General features: G+C 62.5%; 14 protein-coding genes. 3 read left to right on the top strand and 11 right to left on the bottom strand.

Annotated features, from left to right (window positions below):
- Nucleotides 1-4 precede the first annotated feature (4 nt).
- Nucleotides 5-808, top strand: a complete 804-nt coding sequence (locus tag CEW83_RS04710) for a TrmH family RNA methyltransferase (RefSeq protein ID WP_108948303.1) — start codon at nt 5-7, stop codon at nt 806-808.
- Nucleotides 809-819: 11 nt separating this feature from the next.
- Here CEW83_RS04710 and bioD read toward each other — a convergent pair whose 3' ends face one another.
- The 5 genes from bioD to bioA are packed head-to-tail and all read right to left on the bottom strand — an operon-like array spanning nt 820 to nt 5,535.
- Complete coding sequence (gene bioD / locus CEW83_RS04705) at nt 820-1,497, bottom strand: dethiobiotin synthase (RefSeq protein WP_108948302.1); 678 nt, start codon at nt 1,495-1,497, stop codon at nt 820-822.
- Entirely contained in the window at nt 1,494-2,288 is a 795-nt protein-coding gene (gene bioC / locus CEW83_RS04700) for a malonyl-ACP O-methyltransferase BioC (RefSeq protein WP_108948301.1), read from the bottom strand. Before bioC ends, bioD begins: the two co-directional genes overlap by 4 nt.
- Complete coding sequence (locus CEW83_RS04695; RefSeq protein WP_108948300.1) at nt 2,281-3,024, bottom strand: alpha/beta fold hydrolase; 744 nt, start codon at nt 3,022-3,024, stop codon at nt 2,281-2,283. The genes bioC and CEW83_RS04695 overlap by 8 nt, the downstream gene beginning before the upstream one ends.
- A complete protein-coding gene (gene bioF / locus CEW83_RS04690; RefSeq protein ID WP_108951207.1) occupies nt 3,021-4,184 on the bottom strand; it encodes an 8-amino-7-oxononanoate synthase in 1,164 nt (387 codons plus the stop codon). The genes CEW83_RS04695 and bioF overlap by 4 nt, the downstream gene beginning before the upstream one ends.
- A gap of 4 nt (nt 4,185-4,188) precedes the next feature.
- A complete protein-coding gene (bioA, locus tag CEW83_RS04685; RefSeq protein ID WP_108948299.1) occupies nt 4,189-5,535 on the bottom strand; it encodes an adenosylmethionine--8-amino-7-oxononanoate transaminase in 1,347 nt (448 codons plus the stop codon).
- A 107-nt stretch (nt 5,536-5,642) separates the two neighbouring features.
- On the opposite strand from bioA, the gene yaaA reads away from it, so the two are divergent.
- Both yaaA and CEW83_RS04675 read left to right on the top strand, forming a co-directional pair.
- Entirely contained in the window at nt 5,643-6,428 is a 786-nt protein-coding gene (yaaA, locus tag CEW83_RS04680; RefSeq protein ID WP_108948298.1) for a peroxide stress protein YaaA, read from the top strand.
- A 70-nt stretch (nt 6,429-6,498) separates the two neighbouring features.
- The gene (locus CEW83_RS04675) at nt 6,499-7,629 is read left to right on the top strand and encodes a M14 family metallopeptidase (RefSeq protein ID WP_108948297.1); all 1,131 of its coding nucleotides are present in this window, start codon (nt 6,499-6,501) and stop codon (nt 7,627-7,629) included.
- Between the two features lie 73 nt (nt 7,630-7,702).
- Here CEW83_RS04675 and serB read toward each other — a convergent pair whose 3' ends face one another.
- From serB to CEW83_RS04645, 6 genes are all read right to left on the bottom strand, one after another.
- Nucleotides 7,703-8,536 (bottom strand): phosphoserine phosphatase SerB, encoded by an 834-nt coding sequence (serB, locus tag CEW83_RS04670; protein ID WP_108948296.1) that lies wholly within the window; start codon nt 8,534-8,536, stop codon nt 7,703-7,705.
- Nucleotides 8,533-9,612 (bottom strand): 3-deoxy-7-phosphoheptulonate synthase, encoded by a 1,080-nt coding sequence (locus CEW83_RS04665; protein ID WP_108948295.1) that lies wholly within the window; start codon nt 9,610-9,612, stop codon nt 8,533-8,535. Before CEW83_RS04665 ends, serB begins: the two co-directional genes overlap by 4 nt.
- 170 nt (nt 9,613-9,782) lie before the next feature.
- Nucleotides 9,783-10,604: a class I SAM-dependent methyltransferase gene (locus CEW83_RS04660; protein WP_108948294.1), complete on the bottom strand. Its 822-nt coding sequence runs from the start codon at nt 10,602-10,604 to the stop codon at nt 9,783-9,785.
- Nucleotides 10,605-10,694: 90 nt separating this feature from the next.
- Nucleotides 10,695-11,660 carry a magnesium/cobalt transporter CorA gene (gene corA, locus CEW83_RS04655; protein ID WP_108948293.1) on the bottom strand — a complete coding sequence of 322 codons (966 nt, stop codon included), beginning with the start codon at nt 11,658-11,660 and terminating at the stop codon, nt 10,695-10,697.
- A gap of 111 nt (nt 11,661-11,771) precedes the next feature.
- Nucleotides 11,772-19,634 carry a hemagglutinin repeat-containing protein gene (locus tag CEW83_RS04650; protein WP_108948292.1) on the bottom strand — a complete coding sequence of 2,621 codons (7,863 nt, stop codon included), beginning with the start codon at nt 19,632-19,634 and terminating at the stop codon, nt 11,772-11,774.
- Nucleotides 19,635-19,647: 13 nt separating this feature from the next.
- On the bottom strand, nt 19,648-21,441 hold the full coding sequence (locus CEW83_RS04645) for a ShlB/FhaC/HecB family hemolysin secretion/activation protein (protein WP_108948291.1): 1,794 nt from the start codon (nt 21,439-21,441) through the stop codon (nt 19,648-19,650).
- Nucleotides 21,442-21,479 lie beyond the last annotated feature (38 nt).

The following is a 21,479-nucleotide window of genomic DNA, read 5'->3' as shown; positions in this document are numbered from 1 at the left end:
GGGCGTGGAACGGCTGAGCTCTCGCGATAACCCCCGCGTCAAGCATCTTCATGCGCTGGCAGGTAGCGCACGGGACCGGCGCAAGCATGGCGAAACCGTGCTCGACGGCGCGCATCTGATCGAGGCTGCGCTGCAAGCAGGCATGCCGCTGAAGTCGGTGTTCGTCTCCGAGACTGGTCTTGCCACTGCCGAGATCGCGACGCTCGTCGATGAGCTGCCGTCCGCTACATCGCTGACCCAACTCACAGACCCCGTATTTGCCCACGTCAGCCCGGTTGACAGCCCGTCGGGCGTTCTCGCGCTCATTGATGTGCCGGCTCAGACTGCAGCGCCGACAGGCACGACCTCGGTAATCGTGCTCGACGCCGTGCAGGACCCCGGAAATCTTGGCACGATTCTGCGCACGGCCGCTGCGGCCGGCATCCGGACAGCCTGGCTGACGCCCGGTTGCGCACAGGCGTGGTCACCGCGCGTACTCCGCGCCGGCATGGGCGCACATTTCAAACTTGAGCTGAACGAGCAGGTGGATGCACTGACCTCGCTTGCCAGCTTTCCCGGCAGGGTATTGGCCACCGGCCTCAGCGCCGGCGCCCGCCCGCTCTACGCACTCGATCTCGCTGGGTCAATTGCCTGGCTCTTTGGTGCTGAAGGGCAGGGCGTCTCGCCAGCGCTGCAGCGACGGGCCGACCAGATCGTGACCATTCCGATGGCCGAGGGGGTGGAATCGCTCAATGTTGGAGCGGCGGCGGCGGTCTGTCTGTTTGAGCAGATGCGTCAGCGCGAGTTTGCACGCGCAAGCGACAACTGATCGCCAAAGAATCAACCCGGTAACGTACACAGGTGTGAGACCGACGACGCATCGCCGCCCTCGACGAAGGGCAGTCGGGCGAGCAGGGGTGCATCAATCCGTGTTCGCAGGCTGTCGATATTCCCCTCCCTGCGCAGCATGGTGGGATCAATACAGTTCGCCACCCAGCCTGCCAGGCTGAGGCCGCGGCCCAGGATTGCATCGATCGTCAGCAGCGAATGGCTGATGCACCCCAGGCGCAGACCAACAACGAGAATGACGGGAAGTCCGAGATCACTGGCGAGATCTGCGGTGTCATATGCGGGCCCGAGCGGTACGCGAAATCCGCCCACGCCCTCGACGAAGATCCGGTCCGCAGCAGCGCTGAGAGTATTGAAACAGTCGATGACGCGACCGGGCTCGATTGAAACGCCTTCTTCTGCGGCTGCGATATGCGGTGCAATTGGCGCCATCAGGCAGTATGGATTGATCAGCCCGAGACCCGGATCGAAGCTGCCCGCCGCACGCAGGAGGGCCGCGTCTTCGTTAATCCGCTCACTGCCAACCAGCTCGGCGCCCGCTGCGATCGGCTTCATGCCGAGCGTCCGATGGCCCTGCTTGCGGGCCGCGTGAATCAGCGCGGCGGTGGCAAAGGTCTTGCCGATGCCGGTATCTGTGCCAGCTACGAACCAGGCGCGGGATTCATTCATGCAGGTTTCCTCAGTGCGATCAGGATCAGGTCATAGGTGGCGGGGAGCTGGTCGTCTGCCCGGCGCCATTTCTCATACGCGCACTGAAGCGTCCACCATGCGGACTTGCCAAGGGGCTGCCGGCGGCGATCGTCCAGTGTGTGTGCGCCGATCGCCTTGATGTCACGCAGCAAACTGCGCAGATCAGCCGCGAGCCCGGCAATGTCACTTTGTTCAACTGCCAGCGTTTCCAGCCCTGCCTGCTCGGCAGCGCTGCGCCAGTGTGTGGCGTCTTGAAAACGAATCACATGTGCGACATCGTCGATTTGGGCAAAGGCGTCGCTCAGTTCGTGCAGGGTGCGAGGGCCGAGCGTGGCGATCCATGCCATGCCGCCGGGCGTGAGCACACGGGCGATCTCAGCTGCCACGTGCCCGCTGCTGCACCACTGTACGGCGAGGCTCGACCAGATGACGTCGATGCTGGCATTTCGCAGTGGCAGGTGCTCAATGTCTGCGCAGAGCGGGAGGGCCTTCGCACCGTTCTGACAGGCGCGCAGAAGCATAGCCGGCGAAAAATCGAGCGCGATATGCTGGGCTTGCGGGAAGCGCTCCATCAATGCAGCGAGCGCGTGTCCGGTGCCGCAACCGGCATCCACAACCCGCGACGCCTCATGCGCGAGCAAATGAGCATCGGCAAAAGTTCGGAGCCGGGCGCACGCTTCGCGCTGTACCGCGGCGGCGGCATCGTAGGTGGAGGCTGCGCGATCAAAGGCGGATCGCACCGCGCGTTTGCGCTTGCGCTGCTCAGTCATGGGCGAGCGCGCGGATCAGCTCGGCACAGCGATCAGGGCGGGAAAGGAGCGGCGCGTGGCCGCTGCCGCTCACAATCTCGACACCTGCGTTGGGGAGGGCCTGGGCAAGCCACTGGGCTGCGGCGACTGGCATCAGGGCATCGCCGTCACCGTGGATGAGTTGCACCGGCTGTTTGACCTGTGCGACCGACGGGCGCAAGTCGGCTTCTGCCAGAATGGAGAGGCCGACTGCAAGCGCACGCTGGGCGCGACCTTCAGGATGTGCCTGTTGAGATTGCTCCAGCATCGGCATGAGACCGCGGCGAGCACTGTCGCCAAGCGTCTGCAAGGCAAGAAAGCGCCTCAGTGTAGGCTGCGGCTCGGCGACATAACCGGACAAAAAGGACGACACGGTGTCTGGAGGCAAACCGCATGGCCAGTCGGCACTGCTGACGAACTTTGGGGATGCGCCGATCAGGGCCAGCCGCGATACCTTGTGCGGATAGCGGGCAGCGAGATCGAGAGCGAGCATGGCACCAAGCGACCAGCCAGTGACGACCGCGTCGTCGGGCAGCGCGGCCTGTATCGCATCGGTCCAGGCCTGGAGGATCGCGGACGCTGCGGCGGGTGCGCCGCCATGTCCGGGGAGTTCAGGGGCAAACACCGCATTGCCGCTGTTCAGCCTGGCGATCAACGGCTGCCACACGGCGGGGGTCATCGCCCATCCGTGGAGGAACACCAAGGGGGATGCATTCATAGGCTGTGTTCCAGACGGTTGAGCGTTGATGCCAGTCGTTCAACATCGGATTCGGTATGGGCAGCAGAGAGCGAGATTCGCAGGCGCGCGCTGCCTACGGGCACGGTGGGAGGTCTGATCGCCGGCACCCAGAGTCCTTCGTCCCACAGCGCCCGGGCCAGCGCGAGTGCTTCTGCGTTGTCGCCGACCCGAATGGGCTGGATTGGCGTTCTCGACGGCATCAGCTGCCAGCGTTTCAGCTGCAATCGACCGCGAAACAATGCGATCAAATGCTCAAGATGTGTCCTGCGTTCATCGCCATTCAAGATGAGTTCCAGACTGCAAAGAAGTGCATGCGCCAGCGCCGGTGGCGCACCCGTAGTGAAGATGTAAGTCCGAGCCTTCTGCATCAGCCATTCGACAAGCTCGGTCTGCCCGGCAACGAAGGCGCCCGAGACACCCGCTGCCTTGCCCAGGGTGCCAATCAGGATCAGGCGCCAGGATGCTATGCCAGCCTCTGCCACCGCACCACGTCCGTTCGGACCCAGTACGCCGAAACCATGCGCGTCATCCACCATCAGCCAGGCATCGTAGGTGTCCGCGAGCCGGAGGAGGTCGGGCAGCGGCGCAACATCACCGTCCATGCTGAACACGCTGTCGGTCGCAATCAGCTTGCGGCGGGCCGTGCTCGCCTGCAGCATGCGTTCGAGTGCGGCGAGGTCGAGGTGCGGGTAGCGGTGCGTCTCCGCCCGCGACAGCAACATGCCATCGACCAGAGAGGCATGGTTGAGACGGTCAGCGAATACTGCACCACCACGTCCCACCAGTGCCGGTATCACCCCACTGTTGGCCATGTAGCCGGTCGAGAAGTAAAGCGCCCGCTCACAGCCGATGAAGCTGGCGAGGCCTTGTTCGAGCGTGTGCTGAACATCGTAGTGGCCGCTGACGAGGTGTGAGGCACCCGACCCTGCGCCCCAGCGTTGCGCACCCTCGGCAAGCGCATCTGCAAGTGCAGGATCGCCGGCCAGACCGAGGTAGTCATTGCTGCAGAAGGCGAGCATCTCACGTCCATCGACCACCGCAAGTGGCGCGCACGGCAGCGCGTTGTTGCGTCGCTGTCGCATCAGGTGTGCCTGCTCCAGATCACGCAGATCGTCGCGCAGGAGATCGAGCTGAGTCATGTGTTCAGACGAGAGCTGCATCGAGCGCAGCGGCTGCACCGTTGATAAGGTGCCGCAGTTCGGTCTCTTCGACAACGTAGGGCGGCATGAAATACACCGTGTTGCCGATGGGGCGCAGCAGCACACCGTGATCGAGCGCTGCGCGGAAGAAGCGCGTCGAAAAGTCTTTCATCGCGGTTTTCACATCAAACGCCAGGATCATGCCGCGTTGTCGCAGGTGTTCGACCTCCGGCCGTGAGCCGAAGCGCTCGTGGGCCAGCTTCCCGAGCAGCGCCGAACGAGTCCTGTTTGCAACGATTACATCGTCCTGCTCGAAGAGGTCGAGCGTGGCGAGGGCGGCACGGCAGGCCAGCGGGTTGCCGGTGTAAGAGTGCGAGTGCAGGAACGCGCGCGCGCTGCTGTCGGCGTAAAAGCTGTCATAGACGGCATCGGTGCTGAGCACCAGGGACAAGGGCAGATATCCGCCGGAAATGCCTTTGGACAGGCAGATGAAATCCGGCCAGTCGCCGCCGGTTTCATGCGTCGAGTCTGCAACCTGTTCCCAGGCGAAGAAGCTGCCGGTACGCCCGCAGCCGACGGCGATCTCGTCAGCGATCAGATGTACGTCGTAGCGATTGCACAGTGCGCGTGCGAGGCGCAGGTATTCCGGGTCATACATCACCATGCCTGCCGCCCCCTGCACGAGGGGCTCGACGATCAGGGCTGCAATCTCGTCGTGACTTTCGGCGAGACAGGCTTCCAGTGCTGACGCTGCGCGGCGAGCAAGGTCGACGGGATCTTCACCCGATGACGCGAGGCGCGCGTCGGGGCACGGTACCGTGCTCGCCATTCTCACCAGCGGGGCGTAGGCATCGCGAAAGATTGCCACATCGGTCACTGCAAGCGCACCTACGGTCTCCCCATGGTAGCTGCCCGCCAGGCTGACGAAGCGGGTCTTGCCCGGGCGACCGCGGTTGCGCCAGCTATGCATGCTCATCTTCAGCGCGATCTCGGTCGCCGAAGCACCGTCGGACGCGTAGAAGGCGTGACCAAGGCGGTGTCCGGTGAGTGCAGCCAGCCGCTCTGAGAGCTCTACGACCGGTGGATGAGTGAAGCCGGCAAGCATCACGTGCTCGAGTGTTTCCAGCTGCGCACGCAGCGGCTCGTTGATGCGAGGATTGCAATGTCCGAAGAGGTTTACCCACCACGAGCTGATGCCGTCGAGCAGCCGCCGGCCGTCGGCATCAATCAGCCAGGGACCTTCTCCGCGCACGATCGGGATCAGCGGCAGCGTCTCGTGCTGCTTCATCTGCGTGCAAGGATGCCATACGGCAGCGAGTGAGCGGGTAAGGAGAGGAGAATGAACGGACATCGAGACTCGGTGAAAAGCGAAACCGGTCAATACTGCGTAATCAGGCAGTGCGTGTCAAACCGGACGGATTTGCTAAGATCGGGGTCTCGATTCATTTGAGCTGTACCATGATCTTCGTCATCTCTCCCGCCAAGGCGCTCGACTACGAGACCCCCCCGGTTGTTGCCACTCACAGTCAGCCCGACTTCCTCGATCAGGCATCTGAACTGATCGACATCCTGCGTCAGCGCACACCGGCCGAGGTTGCCCAGCTGATGAAGCTTTCCGATCAGCTCGCCAGTCTCAACGTTGCCCGCTACACGAGCTGGACGCGTCCGTTTTCGCCCGACAACGCCAAGCAGGCGGTGCTGGCCTTCAATGGTGATGTGTATGAGGGGCTCGATGCGGCCTCGCTGTCACCCGCAGACCTGGATTGGGCGCAGGCGCATCTGCGGATCCTGTCCGGGCTGTATGGCGTGCTGCGGCCGATGGATCTGATGCAGCCCTATCGCCTCGAGATGGGCACGAAGCTGGCAAACGCGCACGGCAAGGATCTCTACGCCTTCTGGGGCAACCGCATCACCGACGAGCTGAACGCCCTGCTGGCGCGTGAAGAAGAGGCCGGACGCGAACGGGTGCTGGTGAATCTCGCGTCCGAGGAGTACTTCAAGTCGGTACGCCGCAAGCAGCTGCAAGGCCGGGTGGTCACTCCGGTGTTTGAAGACTGGAAGGCGGGGCGCTACAAGATCATCAGCTTCTATGCCAAGCGCGCGCGCGGCCTCATGAGCCGATATGCGATCACCCATCGTGCCGAGGACGTCGACGCCCTGCGCAAGTTCGACGCTGAGGGCTACGCTTTTGCCGCCGAGGCCTCGGACGCAGACACCTGGGTGTTCCGGCGACGCGTGGACTGAGAGAAGCACGGCGGTCTGGATTGAACCGCGCGACGGCATGCATCCGGCCGCGCCACAGGATGGAGAAAGCATGAAGATCAGTTCCAGCTTCGATTCGGGCTCAATCGAAGTCGTCAGCATCGAGGATCCGCAGAACATCCGGCTGCGGCTGCGTGCGGATAACGCAGCGGATTTCCGCCAGTGGTTCCACTTCCGTCTGCACGATGCGGGTGGGAAGCCCGTGCGGATGGTGTTCGAGAACGCGGCGGATGCGGCCTATCCGGAAGGGTGGCCGGACTATCGCTGTGTTGCGTACTACGACCGCAAGAACTGGTTCCGGGTGTCCGGCACCTGTTACGAGAACGGCGAGCTCGTGGTCGAGCACACGCCCGAGCGCGACATCATTTACTACGCCTATTTCGAGCCGTATTCACATGAACGCCATCTGGAACTGATCAGCTGGGCGGAAATGTCGCCTTATGCAACCGTGCAGAACCTTGGCACGAGCGTGGAAGGGCGCGACCTCGATGTGGTGGTGGTCGGACGTCCGGTGGCGGGGCGCAAGCCGGTGTGGATCATTGCGCGCCAGCATCCGGGGGAGTCGATGGCCGAGTGGTTCATCGAGGGCCTGCTGAAGCGCCTGCTCGACAGCGCCGAACCGGTCGCACGCAAGATTCGCGAGCATGCAGTCCTCTACATCGTGCCAAACATGAACCCGGACGGTGCGGTGCGCGGAAACCTGCGCACCAATGCCGCCGGTCGTAACCTGAACCGCGAATGGCGCACGCCCGACCCGCTCATGAGCCCCGAAGTCCATCTGGTACGGCAGGCGATGGAAGAGACCGGCTGCGAACTCTTTCTCGACATCCACGGCGACGAGTCACTGCCCTATGTGTTCCTCGCCACCGCTGACGAGGTGCCCGGATTCACCACCGAAATGGCCGCGCAACAGGCGCGGTTCATTGAGGGCCTGCTGGCTGTCAGCCCGGACTTTCAAACCGAGCACGGTTACGTGAATGGACGCTTCGGCGAGGAAATGCTGACACTCGCCAGCAAGTGGGTGGCGCACCGTTTTGGCTGCGTGTCCCTGACGCTGGAGATGCCGTTCAAGGACAACGCCAACATGCCTGATGGACAGACCGGCTGGAACGGCGCTCGCAGCCGCCGCCTTGGAGGCGCAATGCTGAACCCGATCCTCAGCCACGTGGCGGCAGAAGGCTGACGCGGATCACAGTCTGGAAACCTGCTTTCGGCCTTGGCGGGGCGTGTCAGCAGGCTGCCAGAGCGGAGGAGCGTCAGGCAGGGAACAAGGCCAGGATGCCGTCAAGGCCGACGTGGTCGAAGCAGCAGTTCGCCTCGGCACGCAACACCGGTTTGGCACGATAGGCGACGCCAAACCCTGCGGCCTGGAACATCGGAATGTCATTGGCGCCGTCGCCCGCGCAAATCACCTGTTCGGCGTTCAGCCCAAGTGCGTCGCGCGTGCGCTCGAGATGCTCGGCCTTGGCATTGCCATCGACGATGTCGCCGGTCACCCGGCCGGTCAGGTAACCACCTTCAACTTCGAGTTCGTTTGCCCAGGCGTAGTCAAAGCCCAAGCGTTGCTTGAGGCGCTCGGTGAAGTAGGTGAAGCCGCCCGACACCAGCATGGTGCGGATGCCGGCCTGCTTGAGCCCGCGCATCAGGCGCTCGGCGCCTGGATTGAGCTGAAGCCGTTGCTCGTAGACTTTCGTCAGCGCATCTTCCGGCAGGCCACGCAGCAGCGCCACGCGGCGGGTCAGCGATTCGCGAAAATCCAGCTCGCCGCGCATGGCGGCTTCGGTGATCTCGGCAACCTGAGCCTTCAGGCCCTGCATGTCGGCGATCTCATCAATGCACTCGATGTTGATCAGCGTCGAGTCCATGTCGGTCACGAACAGGCCGAAATCGCCCAGCCGGCGATCTTCAGCAACCCAGGCCCAGTCCAGCGCGGCGTGCGCACAATGCGTGGGCACGCCGGGGTCGGACTGCGCACCGCACAGGCGAAACGCCTGCGGCGTGATCTGCTCGATCGCCCGCGCGCCGGTCAGCTTGGCGAGCGATTTGAGGGCCAGGTTGTCAACGTCGAGCCCTTGTACGACAAGGCTCATTCAGTGCGCTCCCGGAGAGCCAGTGCCTCGCGCAGTTCCGCATCTGCACGTTTGATCATGTCTACGGTGGTGTCCCAGCCGACGCAGGCGTCGGTGACCGAGCAGCCGTACTTGAGCAGCGACAGATCCGCAGGAATGGGCTGGTTACCGGCTTCGAGGTTACTTTCGATCATCAGGCCAACAACGGAGCGGTTGCCTTCGCGCACCTGATGGACGACATCCTTCATTACCAGGGGCTGCAGTTCGGGCTTCTTCCAGGAGTTGGCGTGCGAGCAGTCGACCACGATGTTGACCGGCAGCTTGGCCTTGACCAGCGCCTGCTCGGCCAGCGAGATCGATACCGTATCGTAGTTCGGGCGTCCGCCACCGCCGCGCAGGACGGCATGGCCGTACTTGTTGCCACGGGTGCGCAGAATGGCCGACTGGCCCTGTCCGCTGACGCCGAGGAAACTGTGCGGACTGGCCGCCGAGATGATGGCGTTGACTGCCACATCCATGTCGCCGTCGGTTGCATTCTTGAATCCGACCGGTGTCGACAGGCCCGAGGCCATCTCGCGGTGCGTCTGCGATTCGGATGTCCGGGCGCCGATGGCGGTCCACGAGATCAGGTCGCCGTAGAACTGCGGCGCAATCGGGTCGAGCGCCTCGGTGGCGATCGGCAGGCCGGTCTCGGCGACGTCCAGAAGGAAGCGACGTGCCTTTTCCATGCCCTCGTCGATACGGAAGGAGTCGTTCATGTAAGGGTCGTTGATGTAACCCTTCCATCCGGTCGAGGTGCGGGGCTTCTCGAAGTACACCCGCATCACCAGAACCATCGTTTCCGCGACTTCGTCCGCCAGCGCGCGCAGGCGGCGAGCATAGTCGAGGCCGGCAACCGGGTCGTGGATCGAGCACGGACCCACAACGACGAAAAGGCGCTTGTCCTTGCGGTCAAGGATGTCCATCAGCGCCCTGCGACCGGCCAGCACCGAGGCGGCGGCCTTGTCGGTGAGCGGCACGAGCGCTTTGATCTGCTCGGGCGACGGCATGTCATCGACAGCCAGGATATTGAGGTTTTCGGTCTGGGCGACAGGCATTGAGCGCTCCGCAAGGCTCCAAGAAAGAGCGGAATTGTAACCCGAAGGCGGGCTCAGGCCGGACCTGGACTGGAACTTTCGAACATGACGGCACGCTTGCCAGGCACACGGACAGGCTGCAAGGCCGTGTGGCGAGGGTGGACGCAGGGCGCTCGTCGTGCGTGTCGCGGTCAGTAGTTGAAACGCTCGGTCAGCGCGCCGAGGTTGAGCTGGTCGAGGATCTGGGCGAGACGCTCGCGTGCATTGCCACGCGGGGCGCCGGTGCGGCGCGCAACGATCAGCTCGTTCTTCATCGAATGTTCCCAGCCAACAAGCTCTGTCACGGTGAGCGAATAACCATACGCTTCGAGCAGCAGGCAGCGCAGCACGTTGGTGATCTGGCTGCCGAACTCACGGGTATGAATCGGATGGCGCCAGATTTCCGCGAGCGGCGTCTGCGATAGCGATTCGGCCTTGTGCTGGCGCAGGATGGCGGCCACTTCGGCCTGGCAGCACGGCACCAGCACGATGAACTGGGCCTGCTTGGCGAGGGCGAAGCGGATCGCATCGTCTGTTGCGGTATTGCAGGCGTGCAGTGCGGTGACGATATCGACGCGGTCGGGCAGGGCGTCGGACGTGATCGAGGCCTCCACCGAGAGATCGTAGAAACGCATGCGCCTGAAGCCCAGCTTGTCGGCAAGCGCCCGCGAGCTCTTTACCAGATCCGCTCGGGTTTCGATGCCGATGACCTTGCCCTTGTCGCGGGACTTGAGAAACAGGTCGTAAAGGATGAAGCCCAGATACGACTTGCCTGCGCCGTGGTCGACCAGTACGGGCTCGGCTGAGGTGGCAAAGGCTTCTTCAAGCAGGGGCTCGATGAAGTTGTAGAGGTGGTAGACCTGCTTCAGCTTGCGCCGGCTGTCCTGATTGAGCTTGCCGTCGCGAGTGAGGATGTGCAGCGCCTTGAGCAACTCGACGGATTGATCGGGGCGAATTTCGGGGGCAGCTGACATGACTTCGGTTTCGGGGGCAGGGCCCCGCATTCTAACCGTCCCGGGCCCATCGCGCCCGGACTTGGCTCGTGAGACCGGGCTTCAAGGACCCTACAACCACTTTGCCCGCTTGAATTGCCAGTACAGAACAGCCGACGCCAGCACGATCGCGATGAGTGCGGCGGGGTAGCCGTATTCCCACTGAAGTTCGGGCATGTGGCTGAAGTTCATCCCCCAGATGCCGGCGAGTGCGGTTGCCACGGCGAAGATACCGGCCCAGGCCGCAAGACGCTTGCTGACCTCGGTCTGATCGATGGTGACCATCGACAGGTTCACCTGGATGGCCGTGCCAATGGTGTCGCGAATGCTGTCGAGCGATGCGTTGAGGCGGGTAAGGTGGTCGTACACGTCGCGGAAGTAGTGGCGGCTGTTGCTGCACACCTCGGGGACTCGGCCGCTGTGCAGCTTTCCGGCCGCTTCCATCAAGGGCGTGACGGCGTGCTTGAGCAGGGTGACCTTGCGCTTGAGCCGGTACAGACGCCGGATGTTGGTGGGCGCAGCGCCCTTGGTGAAGATCCGCTCCTCCATCGCTTCGAGATCGGTTTCGAGCTTTTCGATGAGCGGAAAGTAGCGGTCGACCACCGCATCCATCAGCGCGTACAGCACATAGCCAGGCCCCTTGACCAGCATCTTCGGTTCGCGTTCGCAGCGCGCGCGGACGCCGAGGAAGTTCTGCTGGCTGCGGTTGCGGACCGAAAGGATGTAGTTTCGCCCGACGAAGGTATGCACTTCACCGACGGCGAGCTTTCCTTCCTGCTCTTCGACCAGGTGCATGACTGCGAACACCTCGTCGTCGTACTCCTCGACCTTGGGGCGCTGGTGACCGTGATTGGCGTCTTCCACTGCGAGTTCATGCAGCCCGAAAGCTGCCTTCATCTGCGCCATCTCGTCAGGTGTTGCATCCTTGAGCGCCACCCAGACGAAGCAGTCCTGCTTGTGAAGATAGGAGGAGATTTCGCTGATCGGGAGATCGGCCAGCTTGCGGCCGTGCTGGTAGGCAGTGCAGTTTATGAGCATGAGATCATGGCGCAGTTGAGCTCACGCAAGTCTAACCCGCTTTGCGATTCGGGCAGCGGGGCAGCGGCTGTGGTGCGACGGACGCAGTGTCACATCCGTCGCACCTCATGCTTACTTCGCAGGTGTTTCCGCTGGCGCCGCTTTGGGCTCCATGGCCTTGTCCAGCTTCAGTTTGTCGGCCTTGAGCTGGTCGATCGTCGCCCGCCGTTCGGCTGCCTTGTCCTCAGCCGACTTTCCGGTGTCGGTCGACGTCGCGGGAAGGTCGTCAGTCGTCTTGCTTCGCGGCGTGTCATCGGCGGCTGTCCGGGTTCTGCTGTCAGGGATGTCGTCTGTCGTCTTCGACCCGGTCTTCTTTTCCGGTGTCTTTGACTCGCTCGACGTCTCGTAACCTGCCTCGATACCGACGGCGATATCGTGATTCTCGGCCTGCTGCTTTATTTCGTTGCCGATGATCTGCGTGCCGCCCTCTGCCTTGATGTCGGCCTCCTGGTTGATGACGTTGTTGCCCTTGATCGTCACCGTACCGCCCGAGCCGATCGACGTGCCGGACGACTCGACCTTGTCTGCGTAGCCGACGTTGCCGCCAATGGCGCCGGTTTTCTCCTTGCCTTCGCTACCCGAGGTCGACCCGATTTCAGCCTGAACGCCAAAGGACGTCGTTGTTTCGGTGTTCTTGGCGGCCCGCAGGTTGACGTCGCCGCCCGCAGCGATACCCGTATCGCCATCGGACCTGAGCGCCGTACCTTCGAAGTTGGCGTCCTTGCCTGCCGAGATGCTGATGCCACCGCTGCCAGCCTTGATCGACCCGACTTGCGCTGTGCTGCTGTTGCCGTTCTCCTGTTCATAGCCACCGCCCAGACCCATTGCCTTGTCGCCACCCTTTTCGGAACTCAGGGAAAGACTGGCGTTTGCGGCCTGGCTCGACGACTCGGTCGTGTCGCGTGCGGCCTTGAAGTCGACATTGCCCCCTGCATCCACGCCGACGGCATTTCCGGCTTCAAGCTGAGTTCCCTCGAAGCTCGCGTCGCCCTTGGTCTTGATGTTGATGCTGCCGCCCGCGGTCATGCCACCTGCACGTGCCGTGCTTGTCTTCTCGCCTTCCTTCTCCATCCCGTATTCGGCATCGAGGCTGCCGCCCGCCTTACCGACGACATCAACCTTGAGTTCGGCGGAGATGTCCTGCGAGTTGCTGCTGCTGGTCGTGGTGTCCTTCGCCGCCTGGTAGTCGAGAGAACCCGCCTCGAGGTTGATGTCGCCTCCGGATTCGAACTGGGTGCCGATCAGGGTCGTCTTCTCTTCCGACTTGGACGTAATGCTGCCGCCGGATTTGTAGCGCGTGGTGACTGCCGTGGTGCTGGCCTCACTCTCGCCTTCAGAAGATCCGGTATAGCTGGCGCGGAAACCTGCGCCAGCGCCTGCGCCAGATTCTGTTTCGGATTCACCCTTGGAGTTTGCACTGGCCCCGGCCTCGGCCGAAGCCCCCGCACCGACGCCGATCCGGGCGTCATGGCTGGAACTGCTCGAACGCGAGTAACTGCTGTCCTCGGCCGCGATCTCGCGAATCTCGCGGGCGGATTGATCAATGTTTCCGGCCGCTTCGATCTGCGTCCCCTGATCGACGATGGTGTCCTTCGCGGTCCGGGTGATGTTGCCGCCGGACTTGAAGCTCGACGTGACCTGGGTGACAGAACCCTCAGCACTGGATTCCTCTTCCCTGTTGTAACGCAGGCCGGTGCTCGCGTTTGCTTCCGCGCCGGCGCCGGCCTCTGCCGTGCCTGCCGCGCTGTTGCTCAGCCGTGTCGGGTTGGCCTCGGTGCCTGCCTTCGCCTCGGCCTTCGCATCCGCGCCGACATACACGCCCGCAGTCTGCGTCGTCTTCGAGGAAGTGCGCTCCTCGATATCCTGTGCTGCCCGATTGACGATGTTCGTCGCCTCGATATTCATGTCACCGCCGGACTCGACTTCGGCACCGACGAAGGTCGCATCCTGACCAGCGGTGATGTTCATGTTGCCGCCTGACTTGAGTGTCGAGCTCGTGTTCCTCAGCGTATATTCGGTTGTCTTCTCGTTCTCGGTGCGCGCGCCAATCGTCGTCGTCCCGCTGGCCTCGGCCGAAGCGTCAGCACCCGCACTGGCGTTGGTTCCGGTTGTGCCGGCTCTTGCCTGTGCTTCCGCATTGGCACCTGCCGAAGACTCGCCGTCGTTGTAGATGCCCACCGACGTTCGGGTCGTCTCCGTGTTACTCCAGGTCTCGTTACGCCCGGCGAGAACTTCGACGTTCTCGGCTTCGAGGTTCATGTCGCCGCCCGACTCGACGTTCGACCCCTGCACCCTGAGTGTGCCCTCGGTGCTTGCATTGAGGTTTCCACCGACCGTCAGGCTGGAAGCAACGCTGGTGTTGGAGCCCGCATTTGTCGTGCTGACCGTGGTTTCCGCAAACTTGAGATCGGCTGAGCCGGACGCTTCCGCGTTGGCATTGGCGCTCGCGTCGGCGCTGGCGCGTCCGGACGCGCTTTCCGATGCAGATGCCGACTTGCTGCCCGAATCGCTCTCACCCGAACTGCCAGTCTTGAGGAAAGTCGTGGTTTCGGTAACCGTCGTCGTGCGTTCCTCGTCCAGTCCGTCGAGAATATTGATGCCCTTGGTCGCGGTGATGTTCGCATCACCGCCGATCGCGACGTCCGATCCCTGAATGGTCATCTCGTTCTTCGCATCAATGTCGGCATTGCCGCCGACATTCAGCGTCGAACCCGCGTTGGTGCCTTTGAAGCTGTCCGTCGTGGTCTTTTCCGTGCCCCAGACGCCTCCACCGACGCCGACGCCGGATGTCTCGGTCACGCTCTTGGTGGTGAGCTTGTCCTGACGGGAGATGACATTGAAATCACCGCCGGTGTCGACATCAAGGTCGCCGCCGACATTGGCGTTGGAACCCGCAATCGTAGTGTCACCGCCACTGTTGAGCTTGAGGTTGCCGCCAGTCTGAAGGTTCGAGCCGATGTTGGTTTCGGCGGTGGTGGTGGTGGTCGTGGACGAGTTGTGTGCAGGACCAAGGTACAAGGATTCGCGCGTCGTCGTGGTGGTCTTGTCGACGATGGTGTCGAAGGTGATATCACCACCGGCCGTCAGCGAAGCGTCACCACCGGCAGTCACGTTAGCGCCAGTGACCTTGATGTCTTTGGCAGCGTCAAGGTCCAGCGAACCCGTGGCCTGAATTCCGCCAGTCTTGCCGATGGTCGTTATGTAGTTCTCTTCGTTTCCGCTTCCCGACGTAAGGGTTTCGTTAGTGATGTTGCCCTCGGTCGACCTGAGGCTGACATCGCCGCCACTGATCGTCCCGCTCACGTTGGAAATGTCGCCCTTGGTGGTGATGCTCAGGCTCTTCTCGCCCGATATCGTGCCGCCGGTGTTGGTCAGGGTTGTGAGGTTAAGGGTGGCCTCGTCGGCCGCAATGACCGCTCCACCCGTGATCATGTCACGCGTGCTCTGGGCGAGATAGACCTGAGGTGCGAGCACTTTCTGGCCGGCAACCTCGACTTCCACCATCCAGACGATATCCTGGGAAAGCCCGGCAATCTGCGCGGCAGTCAGCGGCTTTCCGTACACCAGGCCCAGACTCTTGCCCTGATCAAGGGCCTGGTCCATCAATCGCTGCATTTGACCCGCTTCGTCGCCGTAGCCCTTGAGTACGTTGCTGCCGGTCTCAGCAATCAGTTGCTGACGAATCAGATAGGCTTCGTAGTTTGAATCACCAAGGCGCTTCAGGACGTTGTCGGGATTGTAGCCATAGCGGTTCTGCAGGTAGTCGGAACCAACGAAGTTGGAGCCAACGGCGAACAGGGGATTGGTTTCAATCAGGTAAGCCGAGCCCGGATTCTTCGAGACGACAAAGTAGCCATTGGGGTTGGTTGGCAGGACGATGCTGACGCCGCCAAGGGGCACGGTAGAGCCCGCCACGACAGCAGAGCTGCCGGTCGCCGAGGTTCCCGAGACCGCGCCGACGCCCGTGGCACCACTTTGTGTAGTGGTACCGGCCCCGATGCTCGAAGGGCTGGCATTCCAGGGTGAGCTCTGGTTGTGAAGGGAGAACCCTGTCGCAATGAGCGAGCCCGCAAAGATCCCGGCGCCGTACGAATAGGAGGTCGCGGTCGCAGTCGTACTGCTGTAGCCCTGGTTGTAATACCAGTCACTGCCCGTGAGGGCCCAGTCCTTGTAGGTGTGCCAATACTCCGTAATCTGCTGGCTTTGCAGCGAGAGATCGTCGTTGGTGAAGCTGCCCGACCCGCTGATGGTCATCGTGCCCGCGCTGGCCGCGAGGACCGCCCCTGAGTTGAACGCAGCGCTGAACCCGGAGATGCTCATGTTCCGACCCGCGATGATCTGCGGCTTCGTATTCGGGATGGCGGACGTAAAGTACTGGTACCGCGTGCCTGTGCGTTTGTAGTACCACCGCTCGTCACCCGGTGGTGGGCACGCACCGTTACACCAGTAGCCATCGTCTTGAGTACTGCCCCAACTCGTTGATGACCATTGGCGAGAAGGCACTCCCCCCGGGATCTCGTTACGGAAGGTCGTTGCCGAGATTGCGATATCGCGGCTGGCGTTGATCATGCTGTTGTTGGTGAAGGTGCCGCCCGCGATGAGCGTCATGTCCCCACCGGAGTCGAACGTGCCGGTGCTTGCGTAGTTGTTCAGATCTCCGCTCGTCGCCCGCAAGGTGAGCTGATTACCCGCGTAAAAGGCGCCGTAGTTGTCGATATCGCTGCCGCCCGTAGCAAGCACGCTCAAGGTAGAGAGAGACGACATCCCGCCGGTGCTGCGGTTCGTCACGCCTGCCGCCGTGATTGCAAGATCGTCGTTTGAGTGAATGGCGCCATAGTTGCTGACGCTGCCACTGACAGTCATCTGGCTGGCACCGGAGTTCATCGCACCGAACAGCAGGGCGCTGCTGTTGCTGGCACTGCCGTTGGTCAGGGACGATGCGGTGAGCGTCGTGCCACTGCTCCCATAGATCTTGCCCTGGTTTGAGATCCATCCTGCGAGGATGTTCATCGTCGAGCCGGCGAAAAGGATGCCTGAGGCCGAATTGTCGAGCGTTTCGACACGGCTGCCACGACCCAGCGTCATGGCTGTGCCGGACTGAATGCGACCTGCATTGGTAAGGACAAGGGCGGTCAGGTCGACCGCGCCGTCGCCGATCATGGTGCCACCCGCCACGTTCGACACGCCATCCCCACTGACGATCGTCAGGGTGTCGGTACTGCGAACCTGACCACTGTTGGTCAGCACATCTCCTACCGTCCGGGTTGCGGTGAGCGTGGCGAGATCTGCGCTGTCGATGAAGCCGGTGTTGCTCAGGGTGTTGCCCTGCAGCGCAAGGGTGTCGTTCAGTCCAGTCGTCTTGACTGTGCCGCTGTTGGCGATCGCTGCCGTGGCCACCACGTTCAGGCCGCCTGCGGACTGGATCGTGCCCTGGTTGTCGATTGCGCCGCTGACCGCAAGGCTGCCGTCTGCATTGGCTGCCGTTGAAACAATGAGGCGCGACGCGCTGCCACTGTTGGTGAAGCTCGTCGCATTCACCGTGCTGCCGGTGGCGGCCTGGATCGTACCTGCGTTGCTGATGGTGCCCGCGGTGAGAGCAAGTGAAGCCTGGCTCAGGACGTTGCCACCGGCAAGGTTGTTCAGGTTGACCAGATGGCCGACGCCGCCGATTGTCAGCAGTGCAGCGGACTGGAGACGCCCGGCGTTGGTGAGCAGGAAGCTGGTTTTGGCTGAGCCGATATTGAGCGTGCTGTCAGCGATGATCTTGCCTGCCGCAAGTTGCTGAAACGCGTTACCGACATCGAGGCGCATCGCACCGCCCGCCTGCAATGCGCCACTGTTGGTAAAGCTCGTTCCGGTAGTGGCCGTTGCCGTTGCGTTCAGCAGGCCGCCCCCGTCGATGGTGCCGCTGTTGTCGATGGTCCACGCATTGAGGTCGAGGTCCCCGTTACTGCCTCCATTGCCGGTCCGGAGCGCCAGTATCTGCCCACTGTTGGTGAGCGTGTAGCCCGCCTGAATGTCGAGTGCGCCGGCGGACTGGACCAGTCCCCTGTTGTCGAAAGTGCTACTGATGTTGAAGTCACCGACGCCGGAAACGGCCGAGGTCGTTGATGCGATGAAGCTCGAACCGGCGCTATTGATGAATCGTGTGGCATCGACCGTGGTGCGATCGACCGCCTGTACCGTACCGCTGTTTTCAACGGTGTCCGCGTTCACCGAAAGCGTCTTGCCAAGCAGTTCGCCGCCTGACTGGTTGAACAGGTCGGTGGCGCGCGTAGCGTCGCCCACGCCAAGTTCGCCGCCAGACTCAACGCGACCGCTGTTGATGAAACCACCGCTTTGGGCAATCACCTCGATATCACCACCCGCCGCGACATCGCCACTATTGACGACCATGATCGCAGTGACCGAGAGGTCGTCGGCAACCTGAACGTCAGTACTGGCTGAAAGTGCAACCTCACCGTTGCTCGCGGTCAATGTCACATCATCGGTGCTCAGGACTGCGGTATCGTCGAGGTCGATATCGCCGCTCGTGGCCCGGATGCTCAGACTGCGGCTTGTCGCTGCACTATTTGCGCCGCTGTAGAGCCGGGCGCCGTTGCTGGTCTGAATGTCTGCGGCGGTGATCTCGAGATCGCCACCCGCGCCCCAGACCGATCCGTTTGCGCTCGCTGCACCACTGAGGTTGACGCTCGAGTCCTTGCCGGCAAAGCGCACCTTGCCCGTGGATGCATCGCTCATCGTTGCAGCATCGACACTCAGGTCGCTGGATGCGAACAGCTCGCCTTCTGCCAGGCGGACCTGTCCGGCCGTTGCGGTGATGGCGAGGTCGTTGCCCGCTGAGAGCTTCGCGCCGCTGCCGTTGAGCAGCACATCGTCGGCTCCGCTCGCTGCGGTGGACGCAATGCTGTTGTCGCGGGCCGCGCTGATCGTCGACTGAATTTCGATCTTTCCGGCACTGGTCAGGGTGAAATCGTCGACCGTGGCTGCGGCTTCGCCGAGCATGCGCACACCTACGCCAGCCTCGGTCGCGATCAGCCGGATGCGGCCCGCGTACATGCCGCCCAGGGCGCTGGAGTCGATCGCGTATTCGGGTGTGGCGCCTTCTGCGGTTGCTGTTCCCGTTACTGAACGGCTTGCGTAGCTCCACTTGTTGGCGCCCGTCGTGACCCCGATCGAGCCGTCGGCAGCGGTGTTTATCTGGCTGTCGATCCTGATCGAACGGGTTACGAGGTCCAGCGTTTGCTGTGCGCTCGCATTGAGTCCGGTGCCGTTGATCAGGATATCGCCGCGGGTGACGGTGAAATGGGAAAGACTGCCGTCCGCATTGAAGCCTGGCATGCCGGTGGTGAGCGTGGCGCGGTCGGTATTGATGAAGCCGCAACCCGAACAGGTAATACCGTTGGGGTTGGCGACGATCACGTCGGCCTTCCCGCCGAGCACTTCGGTGAAGCCGGCGAGCGTGCTGCGCCGGGTCGACACGACTTCGTTGAGGATGACTCGGGCTTCGGCCGCGAGGTTTACGTTGGCCATGACCTGGCCCGCGAGTTGTGACTGGCGCGCGATCTCGGACGTATTGCCGTTGTTGAGCACAAGGCCAACTGACTCGACGTCGTAACGGGTGTACTTGTTGTGGGACAGTCCGGCGGCGTTCGCGGTGTTGATATTGACGACCGGGACGCCGTTGGGCGCGATATAGGCGTTCGTGTTTCCACCGGTCGGCACCACGGTGGTGGCTGCATTGACCTGTGCGAAGGCACAGGACGACACGCCAAACAGGCCGGAGCCGATGGCCGCGACCAGCATTGCACGGCTGGAGGGGGTGCAACTGCTCTTCGCGTGTCCCTTGGCGCTTTCGGGGGCAACGACATATGCGCCTCTGGCGGCGCTCCAGATCAGGCGAAAGGCGCGGTTCATGGTGGCGTGTCCGTTCATGGCAGTGTTTCTCTTATAGCGAGTAGCTGAGGCGAACCCAGGTCTGGGGCTCTTCGGCCGTCAGGAAGTCAGGCATGTCGATCGGGTAGGCTGTAAAGACATCGAGGCTCCCGCCCTTGATGGACAGCGTCACCCCGACGGCGCCGCCTTGCAGAAGGCCCTGCGGAACTCCGGCTACCCGGTTGCTGACTTCGCCTTGGTCGAGCGCCATGTAGAAGCGCATCGGCATTGCCGTGCCGTTCATGCTGAAAGTGCGGCGCAGTGAGAGTTCATTACGCACGTAGTAGCCGTGATCACCCGAAAGCGTGTTGTTAACGAAGCCACGTACGGTATAGATGCCACCGATCAACAACTGCTCCGAGCCGTACAGGGTGTCTTTTGCGATCTGTCCGGTCAGCTGGCTGGTAACTGCGAGATCAAGGCCTGCGACCTGGAAAGGGCGGCTGAAGTAGTAGCCGTACTTGTACTTCTCGAACTGCGCACGCGGTGCTTCGCGCGGAAGATTCGGACCATCCTTGAGCGCGCCAGCAAAATCGAGGCCTCTGGCGTAACCGAGCTCGAGCGTCAGCGAACCACCCAGAAAGCCGGTCGTGAGCGTGGTATCGAGATCGAAGATTGAAAGACGCCTGCTGCTGACACCGAGCAGAAGTCCCTCGAGGTAGTTCTTCGACGACTTCATGGTGAGGGTGCCTGCGAGGCCGACTCGGCTCGTCTGATCACGAAACACTGTCCGATCCAGACGCCAGATATCGCTCTCGCTGGTACCACTCGTTTGCAGGTCGAGCCCGCTCGGGGCATTGACCATGCTGACGTAGCGCGATTCGCTCTTGGTGAAGGTGAAGGTCGAGTATCCAAGCGGCAGAACGAAGGTCAGGCTGTTGCTCTCCGACAGCTTGCGATCTTCATCGTGAGGCGCGGACTGACGGTGGGAGTACAGCAGAAACTCGTTCAGTCCGAACAGGCGGTCGGCGCTAAGGCTGACGCCGTATTGTTCGTCACCCGTGGACTTCGAGCCCTGGTTGTCGTACGACAGCGAGGCGTGAAACGGCGTGGTCGGTTCATTGCGGACAGCGACGACGCTGCCGCCAGGGGCGTCTCCCGGACGGATGTCCATCACGGCGTTGTTGGATGCAAGGCGGTTGATCTGCTCCATGCCCTGCTCGATGTCCCGCAGGTTCAGCAACTCCCCAGCCGAGACCGGGAAGGCGTTGGATGCCCTGACGCTGCCCTCTGCACCATCCTCCAGCAGAATTTTCTCGATGACGCCTTCGATGACGAGGATCTCGAGCTGACCTGTGCTTAGGTCCTGCTGCGGCAGGTAGGCGCGTGTGGTGACAAAGCCACGGAATATGTAGTCCTGAGTGATGAGCGCAAGGATTTGCTCGATCTCAGAAACGCCGAGACAACGACCGGAGAACGCTGACTCGATCCTTTCCCTCGTCGAGGTGCTCAGATTGGGTGCGCCCGAGATGGAGATCTTGTCGATCTCCCTGCAAGTAAGGCCTGCGCCCGAGGCGTCCACCGGCGGCATCAGCCCGCGCGTATCGATGCCGCCACCACTGCGATCAGGCGGAATCTGGCGCTCAAGCTCCTGACGTCGTCTGAGTTCGTCCTGACGCTGGAGGATCTCAGCCTGACGGGCCGCTGCGTCCCGATCGGCCTGGGCCGGGGCTTGAGCACGTGCCTGAGGGATCAGAGTGAGGGTCAGAGCGAGCGCAACCAGCACGGGCAGGCTGCGGTTGAAACCATGGAGGAGTTGGGGCGTTACCCATTTCGTCAGTGCGGTTACGGCGGCGAGGCGAGTCATTGGCAGTCCGGTGGCTTCTAGCTGCCCCGGATGCTAGG

Source organism: Parazoarcus communis, from assembly GCF_003111645.1.
In the GTDB taxonomy this organism is placed as follows: domain Bacteria; phylum Pseudomonadota; class Gammaproteobacteria; order Burkholderiales; family Rhodocyclaceae; genus Parazoarcus; species Parazoarcus communis_A.
The sequence above is the reverse complement of the archived record's forward strand: the minus strand, read 5'-3'. Positions and strand labels throughout refer to the sequence as shown.

Excerpts from the sequence above, each read along its gene's own strand:
- yaaA (WP_108948298.1), top strand. The coding sequence starts at position 5,643 with ATGATCTTCGTCATCTCTCCCGCCAAGGCGCTCGACTACGAGACCCCC.
- CEW83_RS04650 (WP_108948292.1), bottom strand. The coding sequence starts at position 19,634 with ATGAACGGACACGCCACCATGAACCGCGCCTTTCGCCTGATCTGGAGC.
- CEW83_RS04665 (WP_108948295.1), bottom strand. The coding sequence starts at position 9,612 with ATGCCTGTCGCCCAGACCGAAAACCTCAATATCCTGGCTGTCGATGAC.
- bioF (WP_108951207.1), bottom strand. The coding sequence starts at position 4,184 with ATGACTCAGCTCGATCTCCTGCGCGACGATCTGCGTGATCTGGAGCAG.
- bioD (WP_108948302.1), bottom strand. The coding sequence starts at position 1,497 with ATGAATGAATCCCGCGCCTGGTTCGTAGCTGGCACAGATACCGGCATC.
- CEW83_RS04695 (WP_108948300.1), bottom strand. The coding sequence starts at position 3,024 with ATGAATGCATCCCCCTTGGTGTTCCTCCACGGATGGGCGATGACCCCC.
- bioC (WP_108948301.1), bottom strand. The coding sequence starts at position 2,288 with ATGACTGAGCAGCGCAAGCGCAAACGCGCGGTGCGATCCGCCTTTGAT.
- serB (WP_108948296.1), bottom strand. The coding sequence starts at position 8,536 with ATGAGCCTTGTCGTACAAGGGCTCGACGTTGACAACCTGGCCCTCAAA.
- CEW83_RS04675 (WP_108948297.1), top strand. The coding sequence starts at position 6,499 with ATGAAGATCAGTTCCAGCTTCGATTCGGGCTCAATCGAAGTCGTCAGC.
- corA (WP_108948293.1), bottom strand. The coding sequence starts at position 11,660 with ATGCTCATAAACTGCACTGCCTACCAGCACGGCCGCAAGCTGGCCGAT.
- CEW83_RS04645 (WP_108948291.1), bottom strand. The coding sequence starts at position 21,441 with ATGACTCGCCTCGCCGCCGTAACCGCACTGACGAAATGGGTAACGCCC.
- CEW83_RS04660 (WP_108948294.1), bottom strand. The coding sequence starts at position 10,604 with ATGTCAGCTGCCCCCGAAATTCGCCCCGATCAATCCGTCGAGTTGCTC.
- bioA (WP_108948299.1), bottom strand. The coding sequence starts at position 5,535 with ATGTCCGTTCATTCTCCTCTCCTTACCCGCTCACTCGCTGCCGTATGG.